We start from the raw sequence: 10,737 nt of genomic DNA, 5'->3' as shown, positions 1-10,737 counted from the left end.
TCAGCATGGGCAGCCGTGCCCTGGGCAGGGCGGTAGATAAGTAGCGGGCTCAGGCCCCGGTACGCACCGGGTCGCGGCTGGCAAGGGCCTTGAGGGCAGTGCTCAAGCCTTGGGCCGACTCGCCCACCAGCAGGTGCCAGATACCGCCGTCGAGCCGGCTGATGCCCTGGCAACCAAGGGTCTTGAGCTGGGATTCCGACAGCGCCCGATCATCGGCCAGGCGCAGGCGCAGGCGGGTCATGGCGACGCAATCGAGCTGCAGCACATTGTCGCCGCCGCCCAGTGCGTTCAGCCATTGTTCGGCCTGGGGCGGGGCAACGACGGCCACCGCGGGCTGAGGGCTGGGGGATGAGGGTGAGAGCTGGCCGGCTGTCGGCATGGCCAAGCGAATCTCATCGGCAATGCTGTCGGCCATCGGCCCCACCACCACCTGCAAGCTGCCGCCATTGCCAGGGCGCACCACGGCCATCGCCCCCAGGGCCTTGAGCTCGGCGTCCACGGCCTTGTTGCGGTCGACCATGTCCAGACGCAGACGGGTGGTGCAGGCGCCGACGCTGAGCAGGTTGTCGGCACCGCCCAGGGCGCGGATATAGGCACTGGCCCGCTGGTTATCACTCATCGCTTCGGCCTGTGCCACCTGGATATCTTCACGGCCAGGGGTCTTCAGGTTGAAGCGACGGATGCAGTAGTTGAACACGCTGTAGTAGATCACCGCGTAGGCCAGGCCCACCGGGATCACCAGCCAGCCATTGGTGGACTTGCCCCAGCCCAAAACCATGTCGATGAACCCACCGGAGAAGGTAAAGCCCAGGTGAATATCCAGCAGGTTGGTGACCGCCATCGACAGGCCGGTGAGCAGCGCATGCAGCAGGTACAGGAACGGCGCGAGGAACATAAAGGCGAATTCGATCGGCTCGGTGACCCCGGTGAGGAATGAGGTCAGGGCCATCGACAGGAAGATCCCGCCCATGATCTTGCGCCGCTCCGGCAGGGCGTTGCGGTACATCGCCAGGCACGCGGCGGGCAGGCCGAAGAGCATCACCGGGAACATGCCGGTCATGAACTGGCCGCCTTTGGGGTCGCCGGCAAAGTAGCGGGTCAGGTCGCCGGTGACCACTGCGCCGGTGGCCGGATCAGTGAAGCTGCCAAACACAAACCAGGCCATGTTGTTGAGGATATGGTGCAGCCCGGTGACGATCAGCAAGCGGTTGAACACGCCGAACACAAAGGCGCCGAGGCTGCCGCTTTCCATCAGCAGCACGCCAAAACTGTTGATGCCGTGCTGCACCGGCGGCCAGATCAGGCCGAAGATCACCCCCAGGCCCACCGCCGAAAACCCGGTGACAATCGGCACAAAGCGTCGCCCGCCAAAGAACGCCAGGTACTCCGGCAGCTTGATGTCCTTGAAGCGGTTGTACAGGGCCCCGGCCATCAGCCCGCTGACGATCCCGGCGAGCATGCCCATGTTGATGGTGCTGTCCATGACCTTGAGGGTGGAGACCATCACCAGGTAGCCAATGGCCCCGGCCAGTCCGGCGGTGCCGTTGTTGTCGCGGGCAAAGCCCACGGCGATGCCGATGGCGAAGATCAGCGCCAGGTTGGCAAAGATCGCTTGCCCGGCGTCGTGCATCACCGCGATGTTCAACAGGTCGGTGTCACCCAGGCGCAGCAGCAGGCCGGCAATCGGCAGGATGGCGATGGGTAGCATCAGCGCACGGCCCAGGCGTTGCAGGCCTTCGATAAACAATTGGTACATGGCGAGTCTCCTTTTTCTTGTTGTTGTCAGCTCAACGGCCAGTGGTGTTGGCAGGCTTGGCGCACGGCGCCGGCGCTGCTCAGGTTGAGCAGGGCCTGGCTCAGTTGCCGGCATTGCGCGGCGTCGAGGTGACGCACGCGGTCTTTGATGGCGGCAATCTGCGGCGGGCTGACGGACAGTTCCCGCACCCCCAGGCCCACCAGCACGGGGGTGGCCAGCGGGTCAGAGGCCAGGGCGCCGCACACGCCGACCCAGCGCCCGTGTTTGGCGGCGCCGCTGCAGGTCTGGGCGATCAGGCGCAGCAGCGCCGGGTGCAGGGCGTCGACCCGTGCGGCCAGGCCGGCATGGTCGCGGTCCATGGCCAGGGTGTACTGGGACAGGTCATTGGTGCCGATCGACAAAAAGTCCGCGTGCTCGGCCAGTTGCTCAGCCATCAGCGCGGCGGCCGGGACTTCGATCATCACCCCCAGTTCCGGGCGCTGGGTCAGTTGCAGTTCGGCGCACAGTTCATCGAGGCGCTGGCGAATGTGCAGCAACTCGTCGACTTCACTGACCATCGGCAACAGGATCCGGCAACGTTGCAACGGGCTGACCTGCAGCAGGGCACGCAGTTGCTGGTCGAGCAGTTCCGGGCGCACCTGGGCCATGCGAATACCGCGCAGGCCCAGTACCGGATTGGCTTCGGCGGGCAAGGGCAGGTAGTCGAGTTGCTTGTCGCCGCCGACATCAATGGTGCGGATGATCACCGATTTGTCGCCCATGGCGTCCATTACCGCTTGATAGGCCTGGCGCTGTTCCTGTTCATCGGGCGCGGTGCGGCGGTCGACAAACAGAAACTCGGTGCGCAACAGACCCACGCCATCGGCGCCGTTGTCATAGGCGATCTGCGCCTCGCTGCTGGAGGCGACATTGGCGGCCACTTCAATGCCCACGCCATCCAGGGTGCTGGCGGCAGCATGGGCCTGGGCCTGTTGCAGCTGGCGCCGCTGTTTCTGCGCATCGCGGATCTGGTGGACCTGGGCGTGGCGGGCATCGTCCGGGTTGAGTTCCAGGCGCCCATTGGCGGCGTCCAGCACCACCCGTTGCCCTTGGGTTATTGCCAATACTTCACTGCCCAGCGCCACCACGCAGGGCAAGTCTTTGCCCCTGGCCAGGATCGCCACATGGGACGTGGCGCCGCCTTCGGCCATGCAGATACCGGCCGCGTTTTGCGCGCTCAGTTGCAGCAGGTCCGAAGGTGTCAGCTCGTGGGCGACAACAATCGCGCCGGCGGGCAATTCGAACTGCCACGCCTCACCCAAAAGCGCGCGCAGCACCCGTTGCTGCAAGTCCCGCAGGTCGTTGGCACGTTCGGCAAACAACGGCTTGCCCAAGCCCAGCAACACCGCGCATTGGGCCTGGATCGCATCGCGCCAGGCATGGGTGGCGGCGCTGCCGTGCTCGATGGCAGCGGTGGCGGCCTCCAGCAGGGTCGGGTCTTCCAGCAGCGCCAGGTGGGCGGCGAAGATCTCTTCTTCCTCGACGGCCTGGCGCTGGCGGGCGTGCTCCAGGGTATTGCGGATTTCGCCGCGCACCTGTTCCAGGGCGCTGTCCAGGTGCTGCAACTGCTCATGGCGCGCATGGTTACGTGGGTCTTCTGGCAACTCGATGCTGTTGAGCCGGAACAACGGCCCGCAGACCAGGCCCGGCGCGGCGCACACCCCTTGCAATACGCCTGCTTCACGGTTGACTGGACGCGCAGCGGCTATCACCGGGGCCTGTACGGCTTCGGCAGTGGTGAGCGAAAGGGCGGCGACCAGTGCCTGCAGCGCCGCGTCGCAATCCTGGCCACGGCACGTGACCTGCACTTCATCCTGTTCACCAATGCCCAGCCCCATCAAGCCGATCAGGCTGGCGCACGACGCCGATTTGCCGGCGAAATGCAGCTGCGACAGGCTGCTGAAACCCTGGGCGGTCTTGCGGATCAGCGCGGCGGGCCGCGCATGCAAACCGCCCCGGTGGGTGATGCGCACGCTGGCACTGGCATGCGCCTGGGCGGTGTCGGCCATCACGGGCTGCACGACGCCAGCCTGACGCGCAACGATGCGCAGCAGGGCTTCGCCGACCTTGACGGCGTTCACGGCCACGGGGCGCAGTTCGAACTGCTCACTGTTAGTGAGGATGATCAGGCTGACCAGGCTTTTGCACTGGCGGGCGATGCGATCCAGGTCAAAGCGCACCAGGGGCTGCCCATTGCTGACCCATGCGCCTTGCTGGACCAGCAAGGCAAAGCCTTCGCCTTGCAGTTCGACGGTGTCGATGCCCACATGCAGCAGCACCTCGGCGCCATTGTCGGCGCGGATGGTCAGGGCGTGGCCGGTACGGGCAACGTGGATCACGACCCCGGCACACGGCGCATGCAGGCAATCGTTGAGGGGGTCGATGGCAATCCCGTCGCCCATGGCGCCACTGGCGAACACGTCGTCAGGCACATTGCCCAGGGTCAGCACTGGCCCGCTGAGGGGGGCGCTGAGGGTGAGGTCATTATTATTGTCGGGCATGGGCACGGTACTCATCAGGAAACGACAGAAATCAACTCAGTGGGTGCGAGTGACTTTGCTCAGGTGGCGGGGCTGGTCCGGGTCCATGCCCCGGGCCTGCGCCAGGCCGGCGGCCATCACGTAGAAGCTCTGGATTGCCAGGATCGGGTCCAGGGCCGGGTGTTCGGCGCGGCTGAGGGTCAGGTCGCGTTCGGCGATATCGTCGGGCGCGGCCAGCAGCACCCGAGCCCCGCGCTGGCGCATTTCCGTGGCCAGGCTCAGCAGTCCCGGCTGTTCGGCGCCGCGTGGGGCGAACACCAGCAACGGGTAGTTATCGTCGATCAAGGCCATCGGCCCGTGGCGCACTTCGGCGCTGCTGAAGGCTTCGGCCTGGATCGCCGAGGTTTCCTTGAGCTTGAGCGCGGCTTCCTGGGCGATGGCAAACCCGGCGCCACGGCCGATGACCATCAGGCGCTGGCAGTCGCGCAGGGCGTCGATGGCCAGGCTCCAATCCTGGGTCGCCGCTTCGCGCAGGCCGGCAGGCAGGGCGTGGCAAGCTTCGAGCAGGCCGTCTTCCTGGTTCCAGTGCCCGACCAACTGGGCGCTGGCGCTCAAGGTGGCGATAAAACTCTTGGTCGCGGCCACGCTACGCTCGGGGCCGGCGCACAGCGGCACATGGAATTCGCAGGCGGCTTCCAGGGGCGAGTCTTCGGCGTTGACCATCGACACACTCAAGGCCCCGCGCTTGCGCAGCAGGCGCAGGCTGTTGACCAGGTCCGGGCTCTGCCCCGACTGAGAGAAGCCGAAGGCCGCCTGGCCGCTGACTTTCAGCGGCGCCTGCGCCAGGGTCACCACCGACATCGGCAGCGACGCCACGGGAACGCCCACATGCTGCATGGTCAGGTAGGCGAAGTAACTGGCGGCGTGGTCCGAACTGCCACGGGCGACGGTCATCGCCACTTGCGGCGGCTGGCGGCGCAGGCGGCGGGCGACCTCGGCCAGCAGCGGGTCGAGGCATTGCAGTTGGGCCGCGACGGCCTCACAGGAGGACAGGGCCTCTTCAAGCATTTTTGAAGTCAATGGTTTCTCCTTCGACCATTACGTCGGTGAGGTGCAGGGAGCGGTCCAGGCGCACGCAGTCGGCAAAGCTGCCGGGTTGCAGGCGGCCGCGTTGTTCCAGGCCCAGGTAATCCGCAGGAAATTGCGACAGGCGCTGTGAGGCTTCGCTGATGGGCAGGCCGATCTTCACCAGGTTGCGCAGCGCCTGATCCATGGTCAGGGTGCTGCCGGCCAGGGTGCCGTCGGCCAGGCGTACGCCGCCCAGGCATTTGGTCACGGTGTGGCTGCCCAGCTTGTATTCGCCGTCGGGCATGCCGGCGGCGGCGGTGGAGTCGGTGACGCAGTACAGGCAGGGGATCGAACGCAGGGCCACGCGCATGGCCCCGGGGTGTACGTGCAACAGGTCCGGGATCAGTTCGGCGTATTGCGCGTGGGCCAGTGCGGCACCGACGATGCCCGGCTCGCGGTGATGCAGCGGGCTCATGGCGTTGTACAGGTGGGTGAAGCTGGTGGCGCCGGCGGCCAGCGCTGCGACGCCTTCTTCATAGCTGCCCAGGGTGTGGCCGATCTGCATACGCACGCCGCGTTGGCTGAGGGTGCGGATCAGGCCGTCATGCCCAGCGATTTCCGGGGCAATGGTGATGACCCGGATCGGTGCCAGGCGCAGGTACTCCTCGACCTCGGCCATCAATGCCGTGTGGGCAAAGTTGGGCTGTGCGCCGAGTTTTCCTGGGTTGATGTAGGGGCCTTCGAGATGCACCCCCAGCACCCGGGCGCTGCCGGTTGGACGGTTTTCGCAGAACTGGCCGAGTTCGCCGAGCACGCGGGAGATTTCCTCGACCGGTGCAGTCATGGTGGTGGCCAGCAGCGAAGTGGTGCCGAAGCGCACATGGGTGCGGGTGATGGTCTCGAAGGCACTGCGGCCTTCCATGATGTCCTTGCCGCCGCCGCCGTGTACATGCAGGTCGATAAAACCCGGCAGCAGGTAGGGCAGGTCGTTGTCGGCCGGGTCGCAAGGCACACCTTCGACGGCGCTGACCCGGCCTTCGTGGTGCACCAGGCGGCCGCGCATCCAGCCGTGGGGCGTGAGGATATTATCTTCGGACATGGCAGTTCTCTAAGGCCGCAGTTCGGCGGAAAAGTCGTACCTACGCAGCTCAGCGACAAAGTCGTAGTAGTCGTTGCGGCAGTAGGTGTCGGTGATTTCGATCGGCGTGTTGTCGGCGGTGTAGCCGACCCGGGTCATCAGCAGCATGGCGGTGCCGGGGGCGATGCCCACCAGGGCGGCGAACTCATCCGAGGCGTTGATGGCCTGGATGTGTTGCAGGGCCCGCACCACCGGTTTGCCGATGCCTTCCAGGTATTCGTAGAGCGAGCTGCCGATGGCCTGGGGGGTGGGCACGATCGAGGCGGGCAGGGCGCTCATTTCAATGGCCATCACGGTGTCATCTGCCTTGCGCAGGCGCTTGAGCCGCGCCACTTTGTCGGTGGGCGACAGGCACAGGCGGATCAGCTCTTCGTGGGTCGGCGGGGTGATCTCGCGCACCAGCCACTGGGAACTGGGTGCAAACCCCTTGAGCCGCAGCATTTCGCTGAACCCCGAGAGGCGCGACAGCGGCTGTTCCAGGCGTGGCGTAATAAACGTGCCAGAGCCCTGGCTGCGGCGGATCAGGCCTTGGGCAAACAACACTTCCAGCGCTTTACGGGCGGTGACCCGGGAAATACCCAACTGCTCGCTGAGCACACGCTCCGAGGGCAAGGCCTGCTCGGATTTCCACTGGCCAGCATGGATCGCCGCTTCGAGGTTGCGGGCCAGTTGCAGGTACAACGGCGTGGATTGTCGGTCGTCTGGACGCAGGGTCTGGATGGGATTCATCTGTAGGGTTTCCGATGCGTTATTGGAGTGTTGTCGCCCGGTAATGGCCGGAAATTAATACCACTTAAATACCATGTCAATTCCGCCAAAAGCGTGCGGAACCGGCTTGCAGGGCACTTTTTCAGGGGGTGGTATCAAGTGGTATTAGAGAGGTCTTTGTCGCGCGCAGAAACGCACAGCCCCCGCCGATGAAATGGTATTCACCGGCAGGGGCTGTGGCAGAGGCAGGTTTTTTTTGAATTATTTTACCAACGGTCGAAGTTACGGACGGATCTCGATCATCGTGCCGTCCTTGACCAGGTTCCACACTTCGCGCATGTCGACATTGCGCATGCCGATGCAGCCGTCGGTCCAGTCCAGGGTGTGGAACCACTGTTCCGGGTACTCCTCACTGTCTGGCGTGCCGTGGATCATGATCATGCTGCCGGGCTTGACCCCTTCGCGGCGGGCGCGGGCGGCATCGCTGATATTGGGGTAGGAGATATGCATGGACAGGTTGAAACGGTCGCTGGTCTTGCGCCAGTCGATCCAGTAGAAGCCTTCCGGGGTGCGGCGGTCGCCTTCGATCAGCTTGTGGCCCTTGGGGTTCTTGCCCAGGGAGATGCGGTAGGTCTTCAGCGGTTTGCCGTCGTGGATCAGTTGCAACTGATGGGCGGACTTGAGCACCAGGATCTTATCGACGGTTTTACCGCCCAGGGTTTGCAGGGTGGTGGCTGACGACAGGGTGACGAACGACAGGCAGAGCAGAGCAAGCAACCAACGCATTGCAGCGGTATCCCTTTGACGGTGACCTTCGATTGTTATTGTGCAGGGTGAGTCAAGGGTGGCACCGATTCGCTGCGCACGGGAAACACCTGTTGCCGACGGTCGGCGAAAAAGCATTCTAGGGTACGCCGTACCGTGCGGAAAGCCAGGTCGGACCAAGGGATGTCCGCTTCATCGAACAGTTTGACTTCCAGGCTCTCGGGGCCGGCGGCAAAGTCCAGGTCGATCAGTTCGGCGCGGTAGAAGATATGCACCTGGCTGATGTGCGGTACGTCGATCAGCGTGTAGATCGTCAGGTTGCGCACCCTGGCGCAGGCTTCTTCGAGGGTTTCGCGCATTGCGCCCTGTTCCACGGTCTCGCCGTTTTCCATAAAACCTGCCGGCAGGGTCCAGTAGCCCAGGCGCGGCTCGATGGCGCGCCGGCACAGCAGCACTTGGTTGCCCCAGACGGGCAGGGTGCCGGCGACGATATTGGGATTCTGATAGTGAATGGTCTGACAGTGGTCACATACATAACGCAGGCGCGCGTCGCCTTCGGGAATGCGCTGGATGACCGGTTTACCGCACTGGCTGCAGAAGTTCATGCTTGGGTTCCTGGGGACTGCGCCTATCTTGGCGTGCAGGGCAGTGGCCTGCAAGTTGTCGTTTAGCGACACCGCCGGGGTTTTGGGGTTGGGCACCCGTACGCTTTGGTGCATGATGCAAGGTAGCCAACAGATCGAGATGACTCATGCTGGACGAGCTACTTCGCCGGGTAACCAATCACACGCCACGCACGCTGGAAACTGACAGCCGTTTCCCCGAGGCCGCCGTGCTGGTGCCGATTACCCGCAGTGACGAACCCGAGCTGATCCTGACCCTGCGTGCCAGCGGCCTGTCGACCCATGGCGGCGAAGTGGCGTTTCCGGGTGGGCGCCGCGACCCCGAAGACCCGGACCTGGTGTTCACCGCGCTGCGCGAGGCCGAAGAGGAAATCGGCCTGCCACCGGGCCTGGTGGAAGTGATCGGGCCCTTGAGCCCCCTGATCTCCCTGCACGGCATCCGCGTGACCCCGTATGTGGGCGTGATCCCCGACTATGTCGAATACCTGGCCAACGATGCCGAGATTGCCGCCGTATTCAGCGTGCCCCTGGAGTTTTTCCGCCAGGACCCGCGTGAGCACACCCACCGTATCGACTACCAGGGCCGCAGTTGGTACGTGCCCAGCTATCGCTTTGGTGAATACAAGATCTGGGGCCTGACGGCGATCATGATCGTCGAGTTGATTAACCTGCTCTATGACGATGCCGATATCAGCCTGCACCGTCCGCCGAAAAGCTTTATCAATACTTAAGCCATCGTTTGAATGGCAAGCCGTGAGGGAAGACCATGAAATACCGCCTGGGCGATGCCCGCGTCGAGACACATCCAGATAGCTGGGTAGCCCCCAATGCCACGCTGGTGGGCAAGGTCAAGCTGGAGGAGGGCGCCAACGTCTGGTTCAACGCGGTGTTGCGCGGCGACAACGAACTGATCCTGATCGGCAAGAACAGCAACGTGCAGGACGGCAGCGTGATGCACACCGACATGGGCTACCCGCTGACCCTGGGCACAGGTGTGACGGTGGGGCATAACGCCATGCTGCATGGCTGTACCGTCGGCGACTACAGCCTGATTGGCATCAATGCGGTGATCCTCAACGGCGCCAAGATTGGCCGGCACTGCATCATCGGCGCCAATTCGTTGATCGGCGAAGGCAAGGAAATCCCTGATGGCTCGCTGGTAATGGGCTCCCCCGGCAAGGTGGTGCGGGAATTGACCGAGCAACAGAAGAACATGCTGGAGGCCAGTGCTGCGCACTATGTGCATAACTCTCAGCGCTACGCCCGTGACCTGGTCGAGCAGCCGGAATGAACCCGGTTGAACGCCCCGTCGCCTCGCCCTGCGTGAGCATTTGTGCGCTGGATGACGACGATATCTGCACCGGTTGCCAGCGCAATGTCGACGAAATCACCCGTTGGAGCCGCATGGACAACGCCGAGCGCCGGGTGGTGCTGGGGTTATGTCATGAGCGGGCTAAGGCCAGTGGGGTGTTGTGGATGATTCCTGGGAAATCTGGCGCCTGACAGGGCGCTATCGCAGGCAAGCCAGCTCCCTCATTTTGAAATGCATTCCAATGTGGGGGCTGGCTTGCCTGCGATGAGGCCCCTCCAGACGACATCCCTTTAATTGTGTACCCTGTGCGCATTACCCACAGGTCCCTCGCCCCATGCTCTTCCTGATCGCCTATATCAGCAGCGTCGTGCTGATCAACTTCGCCTTTTCCACCGCCCCGCACCTGGATGTCATCTGGTCCGCCTGGGGTGGCCTGGTGTTTATCCTGCGGGACATGGTGCAAACGCGCTTCGGCCACGGGGCGATTATCGCCATGCTCGCGGCGCTGGTGCTGTCCTACATCACCTCCGATCCATCCATCGCCCTGGCCAGCGCCACGGCGTTCGCGGTCTCCGAGTGCATCGACTGGCTGGTCTTCAGCATCACCAAGCGCCCGTTGCATGACCGGCTGTGGATCAGCTCGGCGCTGAGCATTCCCCTCGATACCTTTATCTTTTTTGGCCTGATCGGCGCGTTGACGCCGGCGGTGGTCGGTACCGCCCTGGCCTCGAAATTTGCCGGGGTCACCGTGGTTTGGCTGGCCATGGCCTGGCGTTTGCGGCGCCAGCGTGTCGCCAACTGAGGCCAATGCCCGCCGTTCATGTAAAATGCCGGCCTTTCTCCCCCTG

General features: G+C 64.0%; 11 protein-coding genes. 4 read left to right on the top strand and 7 right to left on the bottom strand.

The window, feature by feature from the left end:
• Positions 1-49: 49 nt before the first annotated feature.
• The 7 genes from nagE to HBR94_RS21215 form a co-directional block, all read right to left on the bottom strand.
• Complete coding sequence (gene nagE / locus HBR94_RS21245) at positions 50-1,756, bottom strand: N-acetylglucosamine-specific PTS transporter subunit IIBC (protein ID WP_115127491.1); 1,707 nt, start codon at positions 1,754-1,756, stop codon at positions 50-52.
• A 26-nt stretch (positions 1,757-1,782) separates the two neighbouring features.
• Positions 1,783-4,296 carry a phosphoenolpyruvate--protein phosphotransferase gene (gene ptsP / locus HBR94_RS21240; protein ID WP_170045488.1) on the bottom strand — a complete coding sequence of 838 codons (2,514 nt, stop codon included), beginning with the start codon at positions 4,294-4,296 and terminating at the stop codon, positions 1,783-1,785.
• Positions 4,297-4,332: 36 nt separating this feature from the next.
• Complete coding sequence (locus tag HBR94_RS21235) at positions 4,333-5,355, bottom strand: SIS domain-containing protein (protein ID WP_170045487.1); 1,023 nt, start codon at positions 5,353-5,355, stop codon at positions 4,333-4,335.
• Positions 5,336-6,442 carry an N-acetylglucosamine-6-phosphate deacetylase gene (nagA, locus tag HBR94_RS21230; protein ID WP_057437977.1) on the bottom strand — a complete coding sequence of 369 codons (1,107 nt, stop codon included), beginning with the start codon at positions 6,440-6,442 and terminating at the stop codon, positions 5,336-5,338. Before nagA ends, HBR94_RS21235 begins: the two co-directional genes overlap by 20 nt.
• A 9-nt stretch (positions 6,443-6,451) precedes the next feature.
• The gene (locus HBR94_RS21225; RefSeq protein WP_057959542.1) at positions 6,452-7,210 is read right to left on the bottom strand and encodes a GntR family transcriptional regulator; all 759 of its coding nucleotides are present in this window, start codon (positions 7,208-7,210) and stop codon (positions 6,452-6,454) included.
• Positions 7,211-7,471: 261 nt separating this feature from the next.
• On the bottom strand, positions 7,472-7,975 hold the full coding sequence (locus HBR94_RS21220) for a L,D-transpeptidase family protein (protein WP_057437979.1): 504 nt from the start codon (positions 7,973-7,975) through the stop codon (positions 7,472-7,474).
• Positions 7,976-8,010: 35 nt separating this feature from the next.
• Positions 8,011-8,559 carry an NUDIX hydrolase gene (locus tag HBR94_RS21215; protein WP_057959544.1) on the bottom strand — a complete coding sequence of 183 codons (549 nt, stop codon included), beginning with the start codon at positions 8,557-8,559 and terminating at the stop codon, positions 8,011-8,013.
• Between the two features lie 146 nt (positions 8,560-8,705).
• Between HBR94_RS21215 and HBR94_RS21210 the strand changes: the two genes are divergently transcribed.
• The 4 genes from HBR94_RS21210 to HBR94_RS21195 all read left to right on the top strand — a co-directional run bounded on the left by HBR94_RS21210 (position 8,706) and on the right by HBR94_RS21195 (position 10,691).
• A complete protein-coding gene (locus tag HBR94_RS21210) occupies positions 8,706-9,308 on the top strand; it encodes a CoA pyrophosphatase (protein ID WP_057959545.1) in 603 nt (200 codons plus the stop codon).
• Positions 9,309-9,343: 35 nt separating this feature from the next.
• On the top strand, positions 9,344-9,868 hold the full coding sequence (locus HBR94_RS21205) for a gamma carbonic anhydrase family protein (protein WP_057437985.1): 525 nt from the start codon (positions 9,344-9,346) through the stop codon (positions 9,866-9,868).
• Positions 9,865-10,080 carry a DUF1289 domain-containing protein gene (locus HBR94_RS21200; protein WP_057437987.1) on the top strand — a complete coding sequence of 72 codons (216 nt, stop codon included), beginning with the start codon at positions 9,865-9,867 and terminating at the stop codon, positions 10,078-10,080. The genes HBR94_RS21205 and HBR94_RS21200 overlap by 4 nt, the downstream gene beginning before the upstream one ends.
• A 143-nt stretch (positions 10,081-10,223) precedes the next feature.
• Positions 10,224-10,691 (top strand): VUT family protein, encoded by a 468-nt coding sequence (locus HBR94_RS21195; RefSeq protein ID WP_029296170.1) that lies wholly within the window; start codon positions 10,224-10,226, stop codon positions 10,689-10,691.
• The last annotated feature ends 46 nt before the right edge of the window (positions 10,692-10,737 follow it).

Origin of the sequence: Pseudomonas sp. WS 5412 (assembly GCF_012985615.1) — a bacterium.
In the GTDB taxonomy this organism is placed as follows: domain Bacteria; phylum Pseudomonadota; class Gammaproteobacteria; order Pseudomonadales; family Pseudomonadaceae; genus Aquipseudomonas; species Aquipseudomonas shahriarae.
Note: the sequence above shows the minus strand (reverse complement) of the source record. Positions and strands in the feature narration are given on the sequence as shown.

Excerpts from the sequence above, each read along its gene's own strand:
- nagE (WP_115127491.1), bottom strand. The coding sequence starts at position 1,756 with ATGTACCAATTGTTTATCGAAGGCCTGCAACGCCTGGGCCGTGCGCTG.
- ptsP (WP_170045488.1), bottom strand. The coding sequence starts at position 4,296 with ATGCCCGACAATAATAATGACCTCACCCTCAGCGCCCCCCTCAGCGGG.
- nagA (WP_057437977.1), bottom strand. The coding sequence starts at position 6,442 with ATGTCCGAAGATAATATCCTCACGCCCCACGGCTGGATGCGCGGCCGC.
- HBR94_RS21225 (WP_057959542.1), bottom strand. The coding sequence starts at position 7,210 with ATGAATCCCATCCAGACCCTGCGTCCAGACGACCGACAATCCACGCCG.
- HBR94_RS21220 (WP_057437979.1), bottom strand. The coding sequence starts at position 7,975 with ATGCGTTGGTTGCTTGCTCTGCTCTGCCTGTCGTTCGTCACCCTGTCG.
- HBR94_RS21215 (WP_057959544.1), bottom strand. The coding sequence starts at position 8,559 with ATGAACTTCTGCAGCCAGTGCGGTAAACCGGTCATCCAGCGCATTCCC.
- HBR94_RS21210 (WP_057959545.1), top strand. The coding sequence starts at position 8,706 with ATGCTGGACGAGCTACTTCGCCGGGTAACCAATCACACGCCACGCACG.
- HBR94_RS21205 (WP_057437985.1), top strand. The coding sequence starts at position 9,344 with ATGAAATACCGCCTGGGCGATGCCCGCGTCGAGACACATCCAGATAGC.
- HBR94_RS21200 (WP_057437987.1), top strand. The coding sequence starts at position 9,865 with ATGAACCCGGTTGAACGCCCCGTCGCCTCGCCCTGCGTGAGCATTTGT.
- HBR94_RS21195 (WP_029296170.1), top strand. The coding sequence starts at position 10,224 with ATGCTCTTCCTGATCGCCTATATCAGCAGCGTCGTGCTGATCAACTTC.